Origin of the sequence: Rugamonas aquatica (assembly GCF_009380215.1) — a bacterium.
Lineage (GTDB): Bacteria > Pseudomonadota > Gammaproteobacteria > Burkholderiales > Burkholderiaceae_D > Rugamonas > Rugamonas aquatica_B.
Genome location: NZ_WHUG01000001.1, coordinates 361717 through 383473, shown reverse-complemented (window position 1 = coordinate 383473; position 21757 = coordinate 361717). Strand labels below are relative to the sequence as shown.

The following is a 21757-nucleotide window of genomic DNA, read 5'->3' as shown; positions in this document are numbered from 1 at the left end:
GAAGGACCTTCATGAAAACCATTCCCGGTACCGTCAGCCATTACAAAAGCAGTCCTGTCTTCACCGAACACACCGTGCCCGCCGCGCTGCAACGCAGCCACACCACCGCCGCCGGCGTGTGGGGCCGCATCACGATATTGGAAGGCAGTCTGCTGTACCGCATCACCGACCCGTCGCAACCGGCCGAAGAAGTGCTGCTCACGCCGGACCACCCCGGCGTGGTCGAGCCGCGCATCGAACACGAAGTACAGGTGGTCGGGCCGGTACGCTTCCAGGTCGACTTCCATCGCTAGCGCCGGCGCGCCGCAATGGACTGGCGTTTTCAGTCCGGATTGGTCTCTCTTGACCGGCGATTGGCCTCCTACAATGGCTTCATTCACCCACCACATTGAAGGAAGACCATCATGAACGCACGTACCGACTTCTACACCGCCTCCCCCGACGCCATGAAAGCCATGATCGCGCTGGAAGTCGCGGTCAATAAACTGGGCCTGGAGCCATCGCTGCTGGAGCTGGTCAAGCTGCGCAGCTCGCAGATCAACGGCTGCGCCTTCTGCATCGACATGCACACCACCGACGCCCGCAAGGCAGGCGAGTCGGACCGCCGCATGCACGGCGTGGCCGCCTGGCGCGAGACGCCGTTCTTCACCGAACGCGAACAGGCGGCGCTGGCCTGGACCGAGGCGCTGACCCAGCTGTCCCTCACCCACGCGCCGGACGCCGACTACGAAAGGCTGCAAGCCCACTTCTCGCCCAAGGAGCAAGTGGACCTGACACTGGTCATCAATACCATCAACTCATGGAACCGCCTGGGCGTCGGCTTCCGCAAAATTCCTGCCCTGTAAACGGCCCAAGGCCGGCGCAAATTGTGTCATGGCTGTCTTGGACAACACGCGCCGGCCGTCGCCAAATACCCTCTGTAGATCAAGCACATCCTTTAGGCAAGCTTGCCGTTTGCATCACATGATAGCGCTTCCATCTTGCAATTTGTTGCCTCTGCACAACGCAATTGTGACATTTCCGTACAAAAAGACCCACAAGTACTCCTCCCCGGGCCACACTAAATAAGGCGCACAAAACAACTTATAACGCCGCCATCAACTAACGGAGGGGTACACGATGAAACAACCCAAGCTTGCGATTACAGCCTTAGCAGTCCTCAGCGCCTTAGCCACCACTGCCCATGCGCAGGACGGCATGCCGATCACCGTCAGCGGTTTCGGCACCGGCGCCCTGACGATGTCCAACTCCGATCAGGCGGAATTCAACCGCGTCAACCAGGCATCCGGCGTGACCAAGCATGCCCGCCCTGGCGTCGATTCGAATCTCGGCATCCAGGCCACCGCCAAGTGGAGCGACACCGTCTCGTTCACCGCACAGGGTCTGGTCCGCAAGAACGGCAACAACGACCAGTTCGGCGCCGAGCTGGCATGGGCTTTCGCCAAGTTCAAGCTCAATGACGATTTCTCGCTGCGCGTGGGCCGCATCGGCCTGCCGGTGTACATGATCTCCGACGTGCGCAACGTCGGCTACGCCAACACCATGCTGCGCCCGCCCAATGAGGTGTATCGCCAGGTCACGGCCGACAACGCCGACGGCGGCGACGTCACCTACCAGCACAGCTTCGGCGACACCACCGTGACCGCGCAGGCGGCGGTCGGCCGCACCAAGGTGCGCTCGCCGGGCAATTACTACGTCGAATTCAAGCCGGTGATCTCCACCCAGCTGGTGGTCGAGAATGGCCCGTTCACCTATCGCCTGGGCCGCTCGCAGGCCACGTTCGGCCTGTTCGACAACGCCAGCCTGACTGGCCTGGTCGGCACGCTGAACAAGGTCGGCCTGACCTCGGTGGCGAATGAACTCAAGCTCACCGACATCAAGGGCACCTTCACGTCGGCCGGCATCACGATGGACTACAACAACATCATCGGCCAGGCCGAATACGCCAAGCGCAAGACCGAATCGCGCCTGGTGCAGGACACCAGCTCGTGGTACGTCATGATGGGCTACCGCTACGGCAAGTTCGTGCCGTACATCGTGCACGGCGACGTCAAACAGGACAGCATCCGCGACTTCGCGTCGATGCCGACCGCCGGCCCATTGGCCGCGCTGACCGCCGGTACCAATGCCGCCATCAAGGCCGGTCTGCAATCGACCACCGGCATCGGCGTGCGCTGGGACTTCTACAAATCGGCCGCGTTCAAGGTGCAGATGGACCGCATCAAAACGCGCGACGGCGCGGGCTACTTCCTCAATCCCAAACCGGGGTTTGCGGGCAGCACCGTGAACGTGTACGCCGCCGCCATCGATTTCGTCTTCTAAGGAGAACCATATGAAAACGACTATCGGAAAAATGCTGCTGGCAGCAGGCGTATGGCTGGCTGCGGCCCCTGTGTTCGCGGCGGAAATCGTCGTCATCGTCAGCCCGAAGAATCCGGCCACGCGCATGTTCAGCGAACAGGCGGCCCAGTTCTTCCTTGGTAAATCGACGCTGTTCACGCCGATCGAACACACCGACGGCCCGCTGCGCAACGAGTTCTATAAAAAAGTGCTGGACAAGGACTCCACGCAGGTCAAGGCCATCTGGTCCAAGCTGGTATTTACCGGCAAGGCCAGCGCACCGAAGGAGATGGGCTCCAGCGCCGAGGTGAAGAAGGCCGTGGCGGCAGATCCGCAGGCCATCGGCTACATCGAGAAATCGGCGGTGGACGACACCGTCAAGGTGATCCTCACGGTGCAGTAAGCCGCACCGCTGCAGGCAAAGGCGCCGGGTTTTCCCGGCGCTTTTTTTATGCTCAGATCTGCGCGACGCCGCCGTCGACGAACAGCTCGATGCCGTTCACGAAGCTGCTGTCGGCGGAGGCCAGGAACAGCACGCCCTTGGCGATTTCCGCCGGGTCGCCCAGGCGCCCCATCGGCACCAGGCTGGCCAGGTGGCCATACAGCCCGTCCACATGCTCGGCCGGCACCAGCCCGGCCAAACCCGGCGTGGCCACCGGGCCGGGGCTGATGACGTTGACGCGGATGCCGCGCGGCTTCAGGTCCAGCAGCCAGGAACGGGCGAAGTTGCGCACCGCCGCCTTGCTGGCGCTGTAGACGCTGAAGTTCTCCGTGCCCTGCACCGTCGTCGTCGAACCGGACAGGATCACCGACGCGCCGTCCTTCAACAGCGGCAGCGCCTTCTGCACGGTGAACACGGTGCCGCGCACGTTGGTGCCGAAGATGCGGTCGAAATGCTCTTCGGTGATCGCGCCCAGCGGCTGCATGTCGCCGCCGCCGGCGTTGGCGAACAGGATATCCAGCTGGCCGGAGCGGCGGCCGATTTCCACATACACCCGGTCCAGGTCCGCCAGGTTGGCGCTGTCCGCCCGCACACCGATGGCGCCATGGCCGATGGCGTCGACCGCCGCGTCGAGTTCCGGCTGGCGGCGGCCGGTGATGTAGACGGTGGCGCCCTGCCGCGCAAACTCCTGCGCCGTTGCCAGGCCGATGCCCGAGGTGCCGCCGGTGACGAGTGCTACTTTGCCTTGAAGTTTCATGATCTGCTCCATAAAGTGAGTTGAGTGCAGCCACTTTAAGGCCGGATCATTGTTCGATAAAGTAGCTAGAAACGAATGCTTTATTCCCCTGTGTGTATAATCAAAAACAGGAGGAATCATGGATCAGCTATTGGCAATGCGCACCTTCGCCCGCGTGGTGGAAGCGGGAACCTTTACCAAGGCGGCGGATTCGCTGCAGATGCCCAAGGCCACGGTGACGAAGCTGGTGCAGTCGCTGGAGGCGCACCTGGGCGTGCGCCTGCTGCAGCGGACCACGCGCCATGTCGCCGTCACGGAAGACGGCGCCCTGTACTACGACAAGGCCACGCGGTTCATCAAGGATCTCGGCGACATCGACAACAGCTTCGGCGCCGCCCACGGCACGCCGCGCGGCCATCTGCGCGTGGATACCGGCTCCTCGGTGGCCAGCCGCATCATCGTGCCGGCACTGCCGGAATTCCTCGAACGCTATCCCGGCATCCAGCTCGATCTGGGCGTCAGCGACCGCCATGTGGATCTCATCAGCGACAACGTCGATTGCGTGATACGCGGCGGCGTCATCACCGACCAGTCGCTGGTGGCGCGGCCGATCGGCAAGACGGCGTGGATCACCTGCGCCGCGCCGGACTATCTGGCGGCGCATGGCACGCCGCGCCATCCGTCGGAACTGGAGGGCGAACACCGCTTCATCAATTATCTGTCCGCCCGCAGCGGGCGGCCGGTGCCGGCCAGCTTCGCGCGCGCCGGCCAGAGGCTGGAGATACGGCCGCGCCACGCCATCGGCATCAACGAGAGCAACGCCCACTTCGCGGCGGCGCTGGCGGGACTGGGCGTGATCCAGACTTTCGACTATATCGCCCGCGACCACATCGCCAGCGGCGCGCTGGTGCCCATCCTGAAAAGCTGGCAGCCGGCGCCCTACCCGTTCCACGTGGTCTATCCGCCCAACCGCCACCTGAGCAACCGCGTGCGCGTGTTCATCGACTGGATCGCCGGGCGCTTTGCCGAACTGGCCTAGCCTTCGACCACGATCACGGGGCGCAGCCGCTTGCGCGAGGCGCGCGCGTGCGGCACCCAGGCGTGCGTTTGCCAGCGGCGCCACATAATCAGTCCGCGTATCCATTCATCGGCGGCGTAGGCGATCCACACGCCGGGCAAGCCCCAGCCCAGCACCACGCCCAGCAGCCAGCTGCCGCCGGCCAGCACCAGCAGCATCGACAAGGCGCCCGCCATGACGGGAAAGCGCGCGTCGCCGGCGGCGCGCAGCGCGTTGATTACCACCAGGTTGAAGGTGCGGCCCGGCTCCAGAATCACGGTGATCCACAACAGCGTAGCGCCGGCCGCGATGATCTCCTGGTCCTGCGTAAACCAGCCCAATAGCCAACGGCCCAGCAGCGCGGCGCACGCGGCGATCAGCACGCACACCACCAGCCCGCGCGCCAGCGAACGCCGCACCACGCCATGCGCCTCGCGCAGCCGCCCCGCGCCGATCAGATAACCGACCACGATTTCCACCGCCAGTCCGGTGGCGATGCTGAACATCATCACGCCGCCCATCAGCTGCAGCACATAGGCTTGCGTCGCCAGCGACCTCGCGCCCAGTTCCGCCGCCGTCGCCACGCTGACCATGAAGGCCAGGCGCCAGGCGATATTCTCGGCCGCGCCGGGCAGGCCGATGTGCAGCACCGCGCCCAGTTCGCGGCGCGGCAGGCGCCACCAGTCGTCGCGTGCCACGCGGATGTGCAGGTGCACGCGCCACATCAGCAGGTGCAGCGCCAGGCCGATCGCGCGGCTGACCGCCAGCGCCACCGCGTAACCGGGCAAGCCCATGGCGGGTATCGGGCCCCAGCCGTGCATCAGCGGTAGCGCCAGCGCCAGGTGGCTGACGTGCATGATGACCAGCACCACCAGCGTATCCCGCGTGCGCAAGTGGGCGCGCATCACGCTGGCCATCGAGGCGTTCCAGGCATCGAGCAGCATGGCCGGCGCCAGCGCCTGCAGGAACGGCGCCGCCAGCGGCAGCACTTCGGCCGGCGCGTTCAGCAGATGCAGCACGCCGTGCGCTCCCAGCAGCGCCATCAGGCCGGTGACGACGCCCAGCCACGTGCTGGCGCCGACCACCGCGCAGGCCACGCGGTCGGCCGCCGCCCGCTGGCCGCCACCCAGGTTCTGCGTCACCACCACGCTGACGCCGGCGCCGATGATGCGGAACAGGATGAACAGCGTGGCCGACACCTGGCTGGCGATGGCGAAGGCGCCGCCGGCCGCGTCGGAAATGCGCGACGCCAGCGCCGTGCCGATGACGCTCGAAGCAATCGCCAGCCCCAGCTCGACCAGCAAAGGCCAGGCGAGGTTGAACATGGGCGGCGTGCGGATCGGCGTTTTGGAGGCGGGCATGGATCAATGTTAAATATGTGTTGCAAGAATCTTAGTTTATATCAACTGGAAGCGCTTTCATGCCCTACATTGAAATTATCTATGGAGGTAGAATCGTTAGCAAAGGATACACTTCCGCTGTTCTTACATAGCCGCGACTATCATTGTGCGATTCACCATTTGCGTCGTTGCCCGTCTGCTGGTCTTGCTGCTGAGCTTACTCGGCGGGACGGCCTGCGCCCAGTCGCTGACGGTGTTGTATCCCGACATCGGCGATCCCTATCGCACGGTGTTCGCCGAAATCCTCCAGGGCATCGAGGAACAATCCAAGGCACGGCCGCGCGCGATCGCGCTGACGCCCGCCAGCGACCTGAGCGAACTGCGCAACATGCTCAAGAACGGCAAGGTGGTGATCGCCCTCGGCCGCCAGGGCTTGAAGGCGGCCGGTGCGCTGGATCCGGCGCAGGCCGTGGTGGTCGGCGGCGTCGGCCCGTCGCCGGACGCCGAGCGCCTCAGCGGCATCAGCCTGACGCCCGATCCCGCCCTGCTGTTCACCATGCTGAAAAACCTGCTGCCCGGCATACGCCGCGTGATCGTGGTCTACAACCCGGCCGTCAACGAAGCGCAGATCCGCCTGGCCCGTGAGGCCGCCCGTGGCCTCGGGCTGGAGCTGGCCGCGCTGGAAGCGTCCGACCTGGCCGGCGCCGCCCGCGCCTACGAAACCCAGCTGGCCGCCGCCGACGGCCACCGCGACGCGCTGTGGCTGCCGCAGGACAGCACCACCGTCGAGGAAACCACCATCCTGCCGCTGGTGCTGAAGGAGTCGTGGAGCCGCAATGTGCCGGTGTTCTCCAGCAGCGTGCTGCACGTCAAGAAAGGTGTGCTGTTCGGCATGTATCCCAACAATGTGCAGCTGGGCCGCGACCTCGCCGCGCTGGCGCTGGCGATGCAGAACGGCGAGCAGCCCAAGCGCGGCGTCTCGCCATTGCGGGCGGTGCGCAGCGCGCTCAATTCCCGCACCGCCAGCCACATCGGACTCAATCTTGTCTCCAGCCAACAACGGAGCTTCGACGCCGTCTTCCCCGAACCCTAGGGACCAGCCCGCCATCAGCCGATATTCTTTCCGAATTGCAAATTCTCAGCTTATACTATGAAAGCATCTTAACAACGCCATTCCTGGCGCCGCTGTAGAAGTGCAGTAAAGATAGTCTGATGAAAAACACAACAATCAATCCACGGCGTTTGAGACGCGCCGGCGCCCTGCTGCTGGCGAGCGTTGCCAGCGCGGCCCAGGCTGGCGGCGGCGTGATCCCGTCCAGCATCGCGCTGGTCAGCGCCGGCGTCGCCCATGGCGGCATGCTGGTCGAGCCCGCCTCGCCGCTGGTCTCGGCGCCGCAGTCGCCGCTTCAGTTGCCTCCTCAGTTGCCAACCCCATTGCCGGCGCCATCGCCGCTGCGCGCCGACGTGCGCCCCGTCACCCTGGCCCAGCTGGAAGACCAGTTGCGCCGCCCCGAATTGCAAGCCTCCATCGGCAAGGGCACCATCGCCGTGGTCTACCCCAACGTCGAAGAACCGTTCCGCTCCGCCTTCATCGCCATGATCCAGGGCATCGAGGAGCGCACCAAGCTCAAGGTGCGCAGCTACCCGGTCGATCCCAGGGTCGATACCGCCGAGCTGAACGCCACGCTCAAGCGCAACGGCACCAAGGTGGTGATCGCGCTGGGCCGCCAGGGCTTGAACGCCACCGCCGGGCTGGACCGCGAGATCGCCGTGCTGGCCGGCGGCGTGCTGCTGCTGTCCGATGCCGAGAACGTGATGGGCATCAGCATGACGCCCGATCCGGCCATGCTGTTCTCGCGCCTGCGCGCGCTGCTGCCGGAACTCAAGCGCGTGATCGTGGTCTACAACCCGCAGAAGTCCGAATGGCTGGTCAAACTGGCGCGCGAAGCGGCCAAGGCGCAGGGACTGGAGCTGCAAGCCCACGTGGCCGGTGACCTGGCCCGCGCCGCCCAGCTGTATCCGCAGCTGATCGCCGCCGCCGACAACCGCCACGACGCCGTCTGGCTGCCGCACGACAGCACCACCGTCGAGGAAAGCACCATCCTGCCGCTGGTGCTGCGCGAATCGTGGAACAGCGGCGTGCCGCTATTCTCCAGCAACGTGCTGCACGTGAAGAAAGGCGCGCTGTTCGCCATGGTGCCGGACAACGTCGAGCTGGGCCGCACGCTGGCAGCGTCGGCGCTGGGCGTGATCGCCGGCGACGTGCGCCGCCGCGCGCTGGTGCCGCTGCGCGAACTACAGACGGCCATCAACCTCCGCACGGCCAGCCACATCGGTCTCAACCTGGGCGCATTGCAACAGCGCAGTTTCGATTTCGTCTACCCGCAGCCCTGATGATTAACATAGTCCGCAACTTCTTACGCCGCACCGGTTTCCAGCGCCAGCTCACCGTCATCGTCTCCGGCGCGATTCTCGGGCTGGCCGTGTTTTCCGCGCTGATGAATTCGTGGGAAGCCAATGCGCGCATGCGCGACTATTTCATCGAACAGGGCCAGCGCATCGCCGACAACCTGGCGCGGCAGAGCACGCTTGCGCTGCTGTTCCACTCGTCCGAGAATGCGCGTGAAGTGGTCAACTCCACGCTGTCCTTCCCCGACGTGGCGGCGCTGCAAATCATGGACGCCAAGCGCAAGGTGCTGCTGTCCAAGGTGGTCGATGGCGCCAGGCTGGACGAAGCCAATCTGTCCAGGGCGGTGCCCGCCCACGCCGGCCTGGTCGGCGAAACCGCCGACGGCTGGCTGTTCGCCGCGCCGGTCTACGGCGGCCAGAGCGAAGCGTCGCCGTTCGAACTGCAGGAACACCAGCAACAGTTGCTGGGCTACGTCCACGTGCAGATCGCCAAGAACACGCTCAAGCAGCTGACCTGGTCGCTCTTGCTGGGCAACCTGGCGCTGACCTTGTCTTTCGCCGTGGTGCTGCTGGTGCTGGGCCGCCTGCTGACGCGCCACATGATTAATCCGCTCAACGCACTGTCGACGCTGATGCGCCGCGCCGAATCGGGCGAGTCGGGCATGCGCGCCGCGCCGGCCGGCCCACGCGACCTGATCGAGATGGCGCACGCTTTCAACCAGATGATGAACGTGCTGGAGCAGCGCGAGGCCGAACTGAAGGACTCGCGCGACGCCGCCGTCAACATGGCGCAGATGAAGGCGCAGTTCGCCGCCACCGTCAGCCACGAGGTGCGCACGCCGCTCAACGGCGTGGTCGGCATGCTCGACATGCTGAAGGAAACCCGCCTCACCCAGCGCCAGCAGGAGTTCGTCGACGTCGCCTGGAATTCCTCGCGCACGCTGATCGCGCTGATTAACAACATCCTAGATTTCTCCAAGATGGAAGCGGGCAAGCTCAAGCTGGAGGAAACCGAATTCTGCCTCGGCACCCTGCTGTCCGAAGTGACCGAACTGGTGGCCCGTCCGGCCCAGCAGAAAGGCGTGGCCCTGAACTGGACCATCGCGCCCGACGTGCCGTCCCGCATCGCCGGCGATTCGCTGCGCCTGCGCCAGATCCTCATCAACCTGATCGGCAACGCCATCAAGTTCACCGACCGTGGCGAAGTGGCGGTCGCCGTCACGCTGCTGCCGGGCGCCGATTTCGGCCTCGGCTTCGAAGTGCGCGACACCGGCATCGGCATGAGCGAAGAAGTGCGCCGCCACCTATTCGAAGCCTATGTGCAGCCCGACCCGAGCACCACGCGCCGCTACGGCGGCACCGGCCTGGGCCTGGCCATCTGCAAGCAGCTGGTCGAGCTGCTGGGCGGCCGCATCGGCGTCGACAGCGAAGCCGGCCGTGGCACCACCTTCACCTTCTCCATCCTGTGCCGTCCGGCGCAGCAACAGGTGGCGGGCCCGCCGCTGCCGATGCGCCCGCCAACCGCCGCGCCATCGGCCGCGCCGCTGCCGGTGCCGTCGCTGACCCCGGCCCTGAGCCCGGCCGCCGCCGAGCCGGAGCGCCAGTTCCGCGTGCTGGTGGCCGAAGACAACCGCACCAACCAGATGGTCGCCGCCGGCATGCTGGCGATGAACGGCTGCGTCTGCGAATTCGCGGCCGACGGCGTCGAAGCCGTGCGCGCCGCCCAGCGCGAGCGCTTCGACCTGATCCTGATGGATTGCAGCATGCCGGAGATGGACGGCTACGAAGCCACGGCCCACATCCGCCTGGCCGAGCTGGCCATGGGCCGGCGCACGCCGCTGGTGGCGATGACCGCCAACACCCAGGTCGGCGACGCCGAGAAATGCCTGGCCGCCGGCATGGACGATTACCTGGCCAAGCCGATCACGCTGGTCGAGCTGCGCCACAAGCTGGAGAAATGGCTGCCGCTCGGCACGCCCGCCCCGCAGGCCGCGCCGGCCCAGTCCTACGCCGCCGCGCCGCGCGGCGCCGGCATCCCCTGCCCGGTCGACCCGGCCGTGTTCGACAAGCTGCGCGAAGTACTGGGCGACACGCTGCCGCACGCCGTCACGCCCTACCTGGAAGACACCCCGGCCTGCCTGGACGAACTGGAACAAGCGGTGCAAGCCCGCGACATGCACACGGCCCGCGCCCGCGCCCACGCGCTCAAGGGCTCGTCCGGCAACTTCGGCGCCGAAACGCTGGCCCAGCTGGCGCAGCAGGCCGAGCACTTCGCCGCCGAAAATCAACCCGAGCAGATCGAACCGCTGCTGGCGCCGCTGCGCGCCCACTACGAAGCGCTGGCCGCCTTCCTGCACGCCGAGATCAGCGACGCCGCCCCGGTCATTCCGCAGACCGGCGACGACCGCCCGCAAGTGCTGGTGGTCGACGACGACCGCAGCACCCGCAGCACGCTGCGCCACACCTTGCAGCGCGACGGCTTCCGCGTCGAAGAAGCGGCCGACGGCGCGCAGGCGCTGGCCATGCTGGCCCGCTTCCAGCCCGACGTGATCCTGATGGACGCGATGATGCCGGTGATGGACGGCTTCACCGCCTGCGCCCGCATGCAGGAACTGCCCAACGCCGGCGCCGTGCCGGTGCTGATGATTACCGCGCTGCAGGATAATTCCTCGGTCGAGCGCGCGTTCGCCGCCGGCGCCAGCGACTACATTCCGAAACCGATCCACTACGCCGTGCTGTCGCAGCGGGTGCGCCGCATCATCGAGGCCAACCGCGCCGAGAAGCGCATCCGCCACCTGGCTTACAACGATGTGCTGACCAACCTGCCCAACCGCACGCTGTTCTTCGAGCTGCTGGCCGCCAGCATCGAGCAGGCCCGTCACGCCGGCAACGGCCAGCAGGTCGCCGTGCTGTTCATGGACCTGGACCGCTTCAAATACGTCAACGACAACCTCGGCCACGACGTCGGCGACCGCCTGCTGCAAGCCGTGGCCCAGCGCGTGCGCCACACCGTGCGCGCCGACGACGCCGTGGCCCGCCTGGGCGGCGACGAATTCACCGTCGTCCTCAACGAACTCGACAGCCCGGCCGCGGCCGCCACCGCCGCCCACAACATCGTGCGCGTGCTGTCGGCGCCCTTCCCTATCGACGGCCACGACATCTTCGTCACCGCCAGCGTCGGCATCGCCATGTACCCGCACGACGGCGGCGACGTCGCCACGCTGGTCAAGCACGCCGACAGCGCCATGTACCGCGCCAAGCGCACCAACTCCGGCTTCCAGTTCTACGAAGCGTCGATGGAGCATTCGATTTCCGAGCACGTGCGGCTGGAGAGCGACCTGCGCCGCGCCATGGAACAGCAGCACCAGCTGGAAGTCTATTACCAGCCGCAAGCCTGCCTGGCCAGCGGCAAGATCATCGGCATGGAGGCGCTGGTGCGCTGGCGCCATCCGACGCGCGGCATGATCGCGCCGGTGGACTTCATCCCGCTGGCCGAGGAAACCGGCCTGATCAACCCGCTGGGCGACTGGGTGCTGCGCACCGCCTGCGCCCAGTTGCAGCAGTTCATCTGCGCCGGCCTGCCGCCGATGCGGGTGGCGGTCAACCTGTCGGTGCGCCAGCTGCTGCAAAAGGATTTCACCGCCTCGGTCGAAGCCGTGCTGGCCGACACCGGCTTGCCGCCGGACCTGCTGGAGCTCGAGATCACCGAAAGCACGCTGATGGAAAACGCCCAGGACACGCTGGCCGCGCTGCACCGCCTGCACTCGCTGGGCGTGCGCCTGTCGATCGACGACTTCGGCACCGGCTACTCCTCGCTGTCTTACCTGAAGCGCTTCCCGGTCGACATCATCAAGATCGACCGCTCCTTCGTGCGCGACGTGCCGCAGGATGCCGACGATGCCGCCATCATCAGCGCCATCATCGCGCTGGCGCACAGCCTGCGCCTGGAGGTGGTGGCCGAGGGCGTGGAGACCGAGGCCCAGCTGCAATTTCTCAAGGCCCGCGAATGCGATCTGCTGCAAGGCTTCTACCTGAGTCCGGCCGTGCCGGCAGACCAATTCGCCGAACTGGTCCGTCGCCATATCGACACGCCTACAACAGTCGCCGCGCGAATCTGCTGATTTTTAGACATAAGCAACAACTGGCAGGCTAGAATCAAAAAAACGTAACAGGAGATAGCATTTTGAAAGCGTTGAGCGCCCACCGGCTGTACCTGACCGCGGCACTCACCCTACCGCTGGTTGCAGTCCACGGCATGGCCCATGCCGATCCCGTGACTGAGGAAGACGAACTGGCGCTGGTCTACGGCACCAGCGACAGCGTCAGCATCGCCACCGGCAATTTGCAAGCATTGCGGCGCGCACCGGCCGTGGCCTCGGTCATCACTGCGGCCGACATCGCCGCCATGGGCGCCACCGACCTCGATCAAGTGCTGGAGAGCGTGCCCGGCGTGCACGTCAACCGCACGCCGAACAGCAACTCGCCGCTGTACGTGGTGCGCGGCATCGTCAGCGCCTACACGCCGCAGATCCTGATGCTGCAAAACGGCGTGCCCATCACCACCGCCTACGTCGGCAACAAGGGCAATATCTGGGGCGGTTATCCGGTCGAGCACATCGCCCGCATCGAGATCATCCGTGGTCCCGGCTCCGCGCTGTACGGTTCCGACGCGTTCTCCGGCGTCATCAACATCATCACCAAGGGTCCGGGCGAAGCCCAGGGCACCGAGTTCGGCGCCCGCGCCGGTTCCTTCGGCAGCTACGACGGCTGGGTGCAGCACGGCGGCAAGATCGGCCCGGTCGAAGTGGCGGCCTACCTCCGGCTCGGCAAGACCGACGGCACCGACGCCATCGTCGACGCCGACGCGCAGACGCGCAACGACAAGCTGTTCAAGACCCACGCCAGCCTGGCGCCCGGCTCGCTCAACAACCAGCTCAAGGCGATCGACGCCAACCTCGACCTGATCTACGGCCAATGGCGCGGCCGCTTCGGCTACAAGAAGCGCTACGACATGGGCACCGGCGCCGGCATCGCCTCGGCGCTGGACCCGGTGGGCCGCCAGAAAGGCGAGCGCATCACCGGCAGCCTGGCCTGGGCCGACCCGCAGTTCACTCACGACTGGGGTCTGGGCGCCAGCTTCAGCGGCCAGCAGTATTCGCAGGAAGTCAGCACCATCTACCAGCTGCTGCCGCCCGGCCTGACCTTCCCGACCGGCACCTTCCCGAACGGCATGCTGGGCGCGCCTGAGACTTTCGAGCGCATCTACCGCTTGTCCGGCTTTGCCGACTACAGCGGCTTCAACAATCACCACGTACGCATCGGCGCCGGCCACGACGACATCGAGCTGTACCGCACGACCGAGCACCGCAACTTCAACTACGCGCCCAACGGCACGCCTATCCCGCTGCCATCGGTGATCGACACTATCGGCACCACGCCGTTCATGCTGCCGCAGCGGCGCAAGGTCGATTACCTGTACTTGCAGGACGAGTGGAATTTCGCCAAGGACTGGAACCTGACGGCCGGCGTGCGCCACGACCATTACTCGGACTTCGGCGGCACCACCAATCCGCGCCTGGCGCTGGTGTGGGACGCCAGCTTCGACCTGACCGCCAAGCTGCTGTACGGCCGCGCCTTCCGCGCGCCGGCCTTCCTGGAAAGCTACGGCATCAGCAACCCGGTCGCGCTCGGCAATCCGAACCTGAAGCCGGAACGCAACGCCACCACCGAACTGTCGTTCGCCTGGCAAGCCCGCACCGACGCCACCGTCAACCTGACCTTCTATCGCTACGATATGAAGAACATCATCCGCACCGTGGCCAACGTCATCCCCGGCACCGGCGCCACCTACGCCAACACCGGCGACCAGAAGGGGCGCGGCGTCGAACTCGAATCGAACTGGACGGTGACACGCGACCTGCGCCTGTCCGGCAACTACGCCTGGCAGCGCTCGACCGACCAGACCACGCATACGGATGCAGGTTACGCGCCGCGCCATCATGCATTCGGCCGCGCCGACTGGGCTTTCGCCAGCGGCTACCAGGCAGGTTCGCAGTTGAACTGGGTGGCCGGCCGCCAGCGCGCTTTCGGCGATGCGCGTCCGGTGACAGCCGACTACACCACGGTCGACTTCACGCTGGCGACCCGCAACGGCCGCAACCAGTGGAACTTCGCCCTGGCGCTGCGCAACGCGTTCAATGCCGACGTGCGCGAGCCGAGTCCGGCACCGGGCCTGACCTTGCCGCACGACCTGCCGATGGCGCCGCGCGCGATCTCGCTGCAGGCTTCGTACAAGATGTAAGCGGCCGTCGCTACGCTGCCAGCATGGCGGCGTAGCGACGCGCAAAAGTGTGTACATCGCCGGGCCAGCGCGCCGACAGGTAATTCCCATCTTGCACCACCCAGGCTGCGCGGTCGTCGCCGGCGCGGTCGCGCACCAGGCCGCCGGTCTTGCGGAAATAGTCCGGCGTGCCGGCCGGCACATCGATAAAGTCATCAGGCGAGGCCAGCGCCCGCTTGACCTCCTGCTCCACGCTCCAATAGCCTGCGGGTTCGCCTTTGCTTTCGCCGTAGGTGCGGTAGTAGCCAGGATCCCAGAAGCGGGCCAGGAAGCGCGTCAAATCCCAGGCGCTGCGTTCCAGCTTCCACGTCAGCGCCGTGGTCTTGCGGCCGTACAGCACCGAGCGCTGCGTGCGCGGCGAGATCGAACGGGCCGCCAGCAGCACGCCGTGGCACACCGCCGCCACCGGCTTGCCGCTGTCGAAAAACTCCGCCACCACGGCTTGCAGCACTGAGTCTTCCAGATAGGGGCGCATGCCCTTGGCGTGGCCGCCCGGCAGCAGCAAGGCATCGTACTGCGCGGCGCGCAGGTCTTCAAAGCGGCGCGGTTGCAGGAAGGCTGGATCCTGCTCCAGCGCGGCGTAGGCCTGGCGGCCGTGATGGTCGGCGCGCAGCATCAGGCCGAACAGGCGCAGCTTGCGCAAGCCGGGCAGCCAGCCCCACGGGTCCAGGCCTTCGCCGCTGAGCATCAAGGGGTCGGCATGGCCGCGCGTGCCGTCGACGGTGGCGAACTCGATGTGGTGGCCGGCATCGCGCAGGATGCGCCAGCTCAGCGCCACCTCGGTCGGATCGAAGTCGTGCAGCGGTATCGGGATCAGGATGCGGCGGCTGTGGCTCATGGCGTGGACGCGGAATGGTCGGGCGTTCATTCTACATGCCGCGCACCCCGATCATCATGCTGCGCGGCGCAAGCTGCCTGCGTTCGATGCCAGCGCGGGCAACGACGTGCGCGCTGCGGCAACCGGGAACTGGTGCACGCTGTGCTTGTCGCCTTCGATCTTGAACGAGCCCACCAGTTGCGCCAGTTCGCGCGCCTGGTCCTGCATCGCATCGGCCGCCGCAGCGGCTTCCTCCACCAGCGCGGCGTTCTGCTGCGTGACGTCGTCCATATCGCCGATGGCGGCGTTGACTTGCTCGATGCCATGCTCCTGCTCCGCGCTGGCGGCGCTGATGGCCGACATGATGCCCGTCACCTTCTCCACGCTCAGCACGATCTCTTCCATCGTCGCACCGGCCGCCTGCGCCAGCTCGCTACCGCTGGCGATGCGCTCGGCCGATTCATTAATCAACTGCTTGATCTCCTTGGCCGCGCTGGCCGAGCGCTGCGCCAGGTTGCGCACCTCGGACGCCACCACCGCAAACCCGCGCCCCTGCTCGCCGGCCCGCGCCGCTTCCACGGCGGCATTCAACGCCAGGATATTGGTCTGGAAAGCGATGCTGTCGATCACGCTGGTGATGTCGACGATCTTGTGCGCATAGTCGTTGATGCTGGCCATGGTCTGCACCACCTCCGACACCACCTTGCCGCCCTTGCCCGCCACCGCCGACGCCGACTCGGCCAAACGATTCGCCTGCCGCGCATTGCCGCTGTTCTGCTTGACGGCCGAAGTCAGCTCCACCATCGCCGACGCCGTCTCTTCCAGCGCGCCGGCCTGATGCTCGGTGCGGCGCGACAAATCCATATTGCCGTTGGCGATCTCACGCGACGCGGCATCGATGGCCACCGCGCCATCGCGCACGCGGCCCACGGTATCGGCCAGACGTGCCGTCATGTGGCTGAGCGCATCGAACAGCTGGCCGATCTCATCGCTGCGGCCATGACGGATCGCCCCATGCAGCTCGCCCGCCGCCACCTGCTCAGCCAGCGCCACCGCCCGCGTCAGCGGACGCACGATGCTGCGGGTCAGCGCCAGCGCCAGTGCGGCACCCAGCACCAGCGTCACCACGCCGAAGCCGACCAGCAGCGCGCGGCTGCCCTGGAACTGGCTGGCGGACTGCTCGGCCAGTTGCCGCGCCTGCTGCGTCTGGTAGGCCAGCAGCTTGCCCAACGCGCCCGTGTAGGCCTGGAACACCGCCACCATCTTGGTGTCCAGCAGATCGCTGACTTCCTGCGTGCGGCCGCTGTCCTTCAGCTTGAACAGCTCGGCGCGCAAGCCCAGATAAGCGCCCTTCTTTGCGGCCACCGCGCGCAGCAGTTCCGCTTCCGCGCCCTGCGCCGGCATCGCCGCCAGCTTGGTTTCCATCGCCGTGGCCAGCTTGTCGCCGGCGGTCAGCTGGGCCTGGAAGATGTCGCCCACTTCCAGGCTGTCGCTGCGGGCGATCGAGGTGGCGCGCAGGCCGTTCAGCTCCGTCATGCCCAGCAACTCCGAGGTCAGCTGCTGCTTGGCCAGCTTCTCGCTGACCAGGTTGGAGGCCGTATCGTTGGCCGTTTGCAGGCGCCACAGCGCCACCGCCGACATACATGCCATTAAAAACAACAGTGCGGCGAACGATGCCATCACGCGGACACCGGTATTCAATTGAGGAATTTTCATAACGTTTCTATAAGAGAAGTGCGGTTCGTACAAGATAAACCCGACTATACGCAGCAAATATGACCGCCTTATTACCGTACGGCAACTTCTACTTATATGTTTATTACGAAACAATAGATATTTTTCAAGAGAAACTTTATGAGGGATTCGTATATACTGCTTTGACACACTCGCTTCCTCTGAAAATCGTGAGCCAACTCCTCTCCGCCGACGCCGATCTGCTGCAATCCGAACAAGACGCCCTGCTCGCGCTGAGCAAGCTGTTGCACATCTGGTACAGCGAAGCGGGCTTGCACGGCATGCTGCGCTCGCTCGACGCCACTCTCGCGCAATGCCACGCCATCCGCGACGAGTTCGCCGCAGAGAGCGCCGAGACGCGCCTGGAAGCCGAACGCGGCGCCATCAGCCAGCACCTGCGCTTCATGCTGTCCTTATGCGCAGACTGATAACATTCTTTTCTTTTGGTTAAGATGTAATAGGCCGGTAACAATTTCCCACTAGCATTACCGGCACTGTAGTCAACCAAAGGTAACTGGCCGTGGAGTTCAATGCCTCTCGTTTGCACCTGCCCCGTTTTCGTCTGTCCGTCGCCGCCGACCTGTGCGTAGAGACGGTCTCGGTGGTATCCGACACCAGCAACTTCAGCGTACTGGAACTGTTCACCGAACGCCGCGACCTGATGAGCTTGCCGGTGATCGAAAGCGAACGCCCTATTGGCCTCATCAGCCGCAACATCTTCATGTCGCAGATGTCCAAGCCCTTCTACCATGAGCTGTACGGCAAGAAGAGCTGCATCGCCTTCATGGACAAGGAACCGCTGATCGTCGATGCCGCCATGAGCATCGAAGAGCTGACCTTCCGCGCCGTCGAATCGGGCGAGAAGGCGCTGGCCGACGGCTTCATCGTCACCCGCGACGGCGGCCTGGCCGGCGTCGGCTTCGGCCTGCAGCTGATGAACGTGGTGGCCAATATGCAGGCCGAGAAAAACCGCCAGATCATGCACAGCATCGACTACGCCAGCGTGATCCAGCGCTCGCTGCTGCGCCCCTCCGACCTGGCGCTGGCCGAGACGCTGCGCGACGCCCACCTCGAATGGCAGCCGCGCGACGTGGTCGGCGGCGACTTCTATCACTTCGCGCGCTACCCCGACGGCTGGTTCGCCGCCATCGCCGACTGCACCGGCCACGGCGTGCCGGGCGCCTTCATGACGCTGATCTCCTCATCGACGCTGGCGCAGGCCTTGCAGCAACTGGGTCCGCGCGATCCGGCCGCGCTGATCGCCGAAGTCAATCGCGGCGTCAAGAGCATGCTGGGCCAGGTCGACGAGCGCCACAGCCAGCACGGCGCGGCCGCCTCCAACGACGGCATGGACGCCGCCTTCCTGTGGTTCGACAACGCCAGCCGCCAGCTGCACTTCGCCGGCGCCAAGCTGCCGCTGTTCCAGCTCGACCCGGACCAGCAGGCGGTGCAGACGGTGGACGGCGACCGCATGGGCGTGGGCTATGTCGACACGCCGCTGGACTACGCCTGGACCAACAAGACCATCACCATCCCCGAACGCAGCCTGCTGTTCCTGACCACCGACGGCTTGATCGACCAGATCGGCGGCGCCAGGGAAATCGCCTACGGCAAGCGCCGCATGCGCGACGTGATGCTGGCCCAGCGCGGCGCCGGCGCGCGCGACGTCAGCGACGCCATGCTGGCCGACTACCAGGCCTGGCAAGGCGAACAGCCGCGCCGCGACGACCTGACCTTTTTCTGTTTCCGCCCATAGGAGCGCCGATTTTGCTGTACGAAGAATTCAACGATTTCTGGGACGTGGCCCGCAAGCGCCACATCATCTTTTTCTACGTGGGCTATTTCTCGCAGCACGTGGTGGCCGCCATTTCCGAGACCATCAAGGCGCGGCTGGACACCGCCGGCGCCGCCGGGCCGACGCGCCGCCGCATCTTCTCGTCCTTCGTCGAAATGTCGCAGAACATCATGCACTACTCGTCGGACACGCTGACCCCGCACGAACAAAGCGACAACCAGATGCGCCGCGGCTCCTTCTGCATCGGCATGAAGGACGACAGCTTCTTCCTGCTGTGCGCCAACCCGGTCGACAGCACCAACGTGGAGCGCATCCGCAGCCGCCTGGAGCCGCTGCACACGATGACCATGGAAGAGATCAAGTCCGCCTACAAGAAAGCGCTGCGCGACGAAACGCCGGCCGACAGCAAGGGCGCGGGCCTGGGCTTCCTGACCATGGCGCGCGACGCCAGCGAGCCGCTGGAGTTCGAGTTCGTGCAGGAAGCGCACGATCCGGACACCACGGTGTTCTGCATCAAAGCGATCATTTAAAAAAATCAGTACTGGAACAGTTATGGAACCACTCTTTATCAGCGCCTCGCCCACCTCGCCGGAAATCGACTTCCGCTTCGACCAGGACACCCTGTCGATCAAGGGCGAGTCCTATCCCGAAAACGCGGCCGCCTTCTACGGCCCGCTGATCGCCCGCGTGCAGGCCTACCTGGACGGCTGCAATGACGCCAGCATCACCGTCAACGTCTCGCTGGCCTACTTCAACAGCTCCAGCACCAAGATGCTGTTCTCCTTCTTCGACGCGCTGAACAAGGCCGCCGTGGCCGGCAACCAGGTGCGCCTGAACTGGTACCACGACGAGGACGACGACACCATCCTCGAATTCGGCCAGGAGCTGCAGGACGATTTCGACGCGCTGGACTTCCACGACCACCCAGTGAGCAACTGATGATGACCATCCCGGGCCGCGAAGAGGCCGACCTGTTTGCGCTGGAAAGCGCGGCGCTGGCCAACGCCAGGGCGGCCCACGCCGACCCGCGCGCCGACGCCCGCGCGGCGCTGGCCGAGATGATCGTCCACTACGAGCGCCTGATGCGCGAAAGCCGCCGCCTGATACGCCGCAGCGACCGCGCCGAACTCGATATGAACCAGATGAACCGCCAGCTGCACGAACTGGCGCTGCAGCTAGAGTACCGCGCCACCCACGATCCGCTGACCGGCGCGCTCAATCGCGCCGCCGTCATCGAGCATGCCTCCGGTTGCCTGGAGCGCGGCGACATGGCGCTGATCGTGCTCGATATCGACCACTTCAAATGGGTCAACGACGACTTCGGCCACCCGGCCGGCGACGCCGTCATCAAGACCGTGGTGCTGTGCCTCCAGGCCCTGCTGGGCCCCGAGGTGGCGATAGGCCGCGTCGGCGGCGAGGAGTTCTCGGTGGTGTGGCCGACCAGCTCCGTGGAGGAAGCGCAGCGCGTGGCGGCCAGCATCTGCGACGCCATCGCCGACCAGGTGTTCGCCGCGCCGATCGACCGCCAGATCACGGCCAGCGTGGGCATCAGCTGGAACCGCGCCGGCACCAGCTTCGAAACCGCCTACAGCCACGCCGACGAGGCGCTGTACGCCGCCAAGCGCGCCGGCCGCAATTGCGTCAAGCTGCATTCGACGCTGCCGCCGCTGCCCACAGCCGCTACGCCGCCAGCCGCCGAAGACGTATCGGCTCCCTGCCACTGACGCTACGGCCGCTCAGGCCACTGGCGTCAGCAGCGGCCTGCCGCCGAAATGGGCGAGCAGGTTGTCCACGACAAGTTGCCCCATCGCTTGGCGGGTTTCCACCGTCAGGCTGCCGACGTGCGGCGTCAGCACCACGTTGTCCAGCTCACGCAGCGCCGCCGGCACATGCGGCTCGTGGTCGAACACGTCCAGCGCCGCCTTGCCCAGCACACCGTCGCGCAAGGCCGCGATCAACGCATCCTGATCCACCAGCGAACCGCGCGCCACGTTGACCAGCGTCCCCTGAGGCCCCAGCGCCGCCATCACCTCCGCATTCACCGCGTGGCGCGTGGCCTCGCCACCCGGGGCGCACAGCACCAGATAGTCGCTGGCCTGCGCCAGTTCCAGCAGCGAGGCGCAGCGCCCGGCCGCCACGCCATCCACCGCGCGCGGCTGGTAGTACAGCATAGCCATGCCGAAGGCCGCCGCCCGCGCCGCCACCGCCTGGCCGATGCGGCCGAAACCGAATATCCCGCACACCTTGCCGCGCAAGGCCCGCGTCGGCGCCAGCGGCAGGCCGTGTTCCCATGCGCCGCTGCGCACCAGGCGGTCCAGCGACGGCAGCCCGCGCGCAGACGACAACAACAGCGTCAGCGCCAGATCCGCCACATCCCCGGTCAGCACACCGGGAGTGTTGGTAACAAAAATGCCACGCGCACGCGTCGTTTCCAGCGCCACCGCGTCGGTGCCGATGCCGTTGACGGCGACGATTTCCAGCTTCGGCAACTGCTCCAGCAGCGCCGGGCCGATGCCGATCGACCCCGTCGTCAAAACTCCTTTTATGCCCGGCGCCACAGCGGCCAGCCAGTCCGGCTGGGCCTCGCAGGGCTGTCGCCAAAGGTGGTGGCAGTGAAACGCCTGTTCCAGCTGCGCCATCACATCCGCCGACGGGCTGGCCGCCAGCACCAGTATTTCCGTTTTCATATCGCTATCCTTATGCATGTGGCGATTGTACAAGCAGACCCAGATTCCCGTTGCTTTGCA

General features: G+C 65.9%; 19 protein-coding genes. 14 read left to right on the top strand and 5 right to left on the bottom strand.

The annotated features are described in order from the left end of the window. The first annotated feature begins 11 nt into the window (after window positions 1–11). The 4 genes from GEV02_RS01735 (at window position 12) to GEV02_RS01720 (ending at window position 2743) form a co-directional block, all read left to right on the top strand. Window positions 12–293, top strand: coding sequence for a DUF1971 domain-containing protein (locus GEV02_RS01735; RefSeq protein ID WP_152836216.1), 282 nt, complete (start codon window positions 12–14; stop codon window positions 291–293). Between the two features lie 111 nt (window positions 294–404). Beyond that, the gene (locus tag GEV02_RS01730; protein ID WP_152836215.1) at window positions 405–845 is read left to right on the top strand and encodes a carboxymuconolactone decarboxylase family protein; all 441 of its coding nucleotides are present in this window, start codon (window positions 405–407) and stop codon (window positions 843–845) included. 274 nt (window positions 846–1119) lie between these two features. After that, a complete protein-coding gene (locus tag GEV02_RS01725) occupies window positions 1120–2322 on the top strand; it encodes a hypothetical protein (protein ID WP_152836214.1) in 1203 nt (400 codons plus the stop codon). A 10-nt stretch (window positions 2323–2332) separates the two neighbouring features. Next, the gene (locus GEV02_RS01720; RefSeq protein ID WP_152836213.1) at window positions 2333–2743 is read left to right on the top strand and encodes a type 2 periplasmic-binding domain-containing protein; all 411 of its coding nucleotides are present in this window, start codon (window positions 2333–2335) and stop codon (window positions 2741–2743) included. A gap of 52 nt (window positions 2744–2795) precedes the next feature. Here the strand turns inward: GEV02_RS01720 and GEV02_RS01715 are convergent, their stop codons facing one another. Beyond that, on the bottom strand, window positions 2796–3539 hold the full coding sequence (locus GEV02_RS01715) for an SDR family oxidoreductase (RefSeq protein WP_152836212.1): 744 nt from the start codon (window positions 3537–3539) through the stop codon (window positions 2796–2798). Window positions 3540–3657: 118 nt separating this feature from the next. Here GEV02_RS01715 and GEV02_RS01710 point away from each other — a divergent pair, with 118 nt between their 5' ends. Next, window positions 3658–4557, top strand: a complete 900-nt coding sequence (locus GEV02_RS01710) for a LysR family transcriptional regulator (protein WP_152836211.1) — start codon at window positions 3658–3660, stop codon at window positions 4555–4557. On the opposite strand, the gene GEV02_RS01705 is transcribed toward GEV02_RS01710, so the two are convergent. After that, a complete protein-coding gene (locus GEV02_RS01705; RefSeq protein ID WP_152836210.1) occupies window positions 4554–5936 on the bottom strand; it encodes an MATE family efflux transporter in 1383 nt (460 codons plus the stop codon). The genes GEV02_RS01710 and GEV02_RS01705 overlap by 4 nt on opposite strands. Before the next feature lie 145 nt (window positions 5937–6081). Here GEV02_RS01705 and GEV02_RS01700 point away from each other — a divergent pair, with 145 nt between their 5' ends. The 4 genes from GEV02_RS01700 (at window position 6082) to GEV02_RS01685 (ending at window position 14625) form a co-directional block, all read left to right on the top strand. Then, window positions 6082–7008: an ABC transporter substrate-binding protein gene (locus GEV02_RS01700; RefSeq protein ID WP_328595688.1), complete on the top strand. Its 927-nt coding sequence runs from the start codon at window positions 6082–6084 to the stop codon at window positions 7006–7008. A 119-nt stretch (window positions 7009–7127) separates the two neighbouring features. Beyond that, window positions 7128–8309 carry an ABC transporter substrate-binding protein gene (locus GEV02_RS01695; protein WP_152836209.1) on the top strand — a complete coding sequence of 394 codons (1182 nt, stop codon included), beginning with the start codon at window positions 7128–7130 and terminating at the stop codon, window positions 8307–8309. Beyond that, the gene (locus GEV02_RS01690; RefSeq protein WP_152836208.1) at window positions 8309–12445 is read left to right on the top strand and encodes an EAL domain-containing protein; all 4137 of its coding nucleotides are present in this window, start codon (window positions 8309–8311) and stop codon (window positions 12443–12445) included. Before GEV02_RS01695 ends, GEV02_RS01690 begins: the two co-directional genes overlap by 1 nt. 62 nt (window positions 12446–12507) lie before the next feature. Further along, entirely contained in the window at window positions 12508–14625 is a 2118-nt protein-coding gene (locus tag GEV02_RS01685) for a TonB-dependent receptor plug domain-containing protein (protein ID WP_152836207.1), read from the top strand. A 10-nt stretch (window positions 14626–14635) separates the two neighbouring features. On the opposite strand, the gene GEV02_RS01680 is transcribed toward GEV02_RS01685, so the two are convergent. Both GEV02_RS01680 and GEV02_RS01675 read right to left on the bottom strand, forming a co-directional pair. Next, complete coding sequence (locus GEV02_RS01680; protein WP_235922584.1) at window positions 14636–15532, bottom strand: type 1 glutamine amidotransferase domain-containing protein; 897 nt, start codon at window positions 15530–15532, stop codon at window positions 14636–14638. A gap of 24 nt (window positions 15533–15556) precedes the next feature. Continuing rightward, window positions 15557–17197, bottom strand: a complete 1641-nt coding sequence (locus GEV02_RS01675) for a methyl-accepting chemotaxis protein (RefSeq protein ID WP_152836206.1) — start codon at window positions 17195–17197, stop codon at window positions 15557–15559. Window positions 17198–17385: 188 nt separating this feature from the next. Between GEV02_RS01675 and GEV02_RS01670 the strand changes: the two genes are divergently transcribed. The 5 genes from GEV02_RS01670 (at window position 17386) to GEV02_RS01650 (ending at window position 20734) form a co-directional block, all read left to right on the top strand. Beyond that, a complete protein-coding gene (locus tag GEV02_RS01670; RefSeq protein ID WP_152836205.1) occupies window positions 17386–17643 on the top strand; it encodes a hypothetical protein in 258 nt (85 codons plus the stop codon). A gap of 113 nt (window positions 17644–17756) precedes the next feature. After that, complete coding sequence (locus tag GEV02_RS01665; RefSeq protein ID WP_152836204.1) at window positions 17757–18971, top strand: SpoIIE family protein phosphatase; 1215 nt, start codon at window positions 17757–17759, stop codon at window positions 18969–18971. Between the two features lie 11 nt (window positions 18972–18982). Further along, window positions 18983–19540 (top strand): SiaB family protein kinase, encoded by a 558-nt coding sequence (locus GEV02_RS01660; protein ID WP_008448921.1) that lies wholly within the window; start codon window positions 18983–18985, stop codon window positions 19538–19540. A 22-nt stretch (window positions 19541–19562) separates the two neighbouring features. Next, a complete protein-coding gene (locus GEV02_RS01655) occupies window positions 19563–19949 on the top strand; it encodes a DUF1987 domain-containing protein (protein ID WP_152836203.1) in 387 nt (128 codons plus the stop codon). After that, window positions 19949–20734 (top strand): GGDEF domain-containing protein, encoded by a 786-nt coding sequence (locus GEV02_RS01650; protein WP_152836202.1) that lies wholly within the window; start codon window positions 19949–19951, stop codon window positions 20732–20734. The genes GEV02_RS01655 and GEV02_RS01650 overlap by 1 nt, the downstream gene beginning before the upstream one ends. Before the next feature lie 12 nt (window positions 20735–20746). Here GEV02_RS01650 and GEV02_RS01645 read toward each other — a convergent pair whose 3' ends face one another. After that, window positions 20747–21697, bottom strand: coding sequence for a 2-hydroxyacid dehydrogenase (locus GEV02_RS01645; protein WP_152836201.1), 951 nt, complete (start codon window positions 21695–21697; stop codon window positions 20747–20749). Between the last annotated feature and the right edge of the window lie 60 nt (window positions 21698–21757).

Coding starts and splice junctions, on each gene's coding strand:
- GEV02_RS01735 (WP_152836216.1), top strand. CDS start 12: ATGAAAACCATTCCCGGTACCGTCAGCCATTACAAAAGCAGTCCTGTC.
- GEV02_RS01730 (WP_152836215.1), top strand. CDS start 405: ATGAACGCACGTACCGACTTCTACACCGCCTCCCCCGACGCCATGAAA.
- GEV02_RS01725 (WP_152836214.1), top strand. CDS start 1,120: ATGAAACAACCCAAGCTTGCGATTACAGCCTTAGCAGTCCTCAGCGCC.
- GEV02_RS01720 (WP_152836213.1), top strand. CDS start 2,333: ATGAAAACGACTATCGGAAAAATGCTGCTGGCAGCAGGCGTATGGCTG.
- GEV02_RS01715 (WP_152836212.1), bottom strand. CDS start 3,539: ATGAAACTTCAAGGCAAAGTAGCACTCGTCACCGGCGGCACCTCGGGC.
- GEV02_RS01710 (WP_152836211.1), top strand. CDS start 3,658: ATGGATCAGCTATTGGCAATGCGCACCTTCGCCCGCGTGGTGGAAGCG.
- GEV02_RS01705 (WP_152836210.1), bottom strand. CDS start 5,936: ATGCCCGCCTCCAAAACGCCGATCCGCACGCCGCCCATGTTCAACCTC.
- GEV02_RS01695 (WP_152836209.1), top strand. CDS start 7,128: ATGAAAAACACAACAATCAATCCACGGCGTTTGAGACGCGCCGGCGCC.
- GEV02_RS01690 (WP_152836208.1), top strand. CDS start 8,309: ATGATTAACATAGTCCGCAACTTCTTACGCCGCACCGGTTTCCAGCGC.
- GEV02_RS01680 (WP_235922584.1), bottom strand. CDS start 15,532: ATGAACGCCCGACCATTCCGCGTCCACGCCATGAGCCACAGCCGCCGC.
- GEV02_RS01675 (WP_152836206.1), bottom strand. CDS start 17,197: ATGAAAATTCCTCAATTGAATACCGGTGTCCGCGTGATGGCATCGTTC.
- GEV02_RS01655 (WP_152836203.1), top strand. CDS start 19,563: ATGGAACCACTCTTTATCAGCGCCTCGCCCACCTCGCCGGAAATCGAC.
- GEV02_RS01650 (WP_152836202.1), top strand. CDS start 19,949: ATGATGACCATCCCGGGCCGCGAAGAGGCCGACCTGTTTGCGCTGGAA.
- GEV02_RS01645 (WP_152836201.1), bottom strand. CDS start 21,697: ATGAAAACGGAAATACTGGTGCTGGCGGCCAGCCCGTCGGCGGATGTG.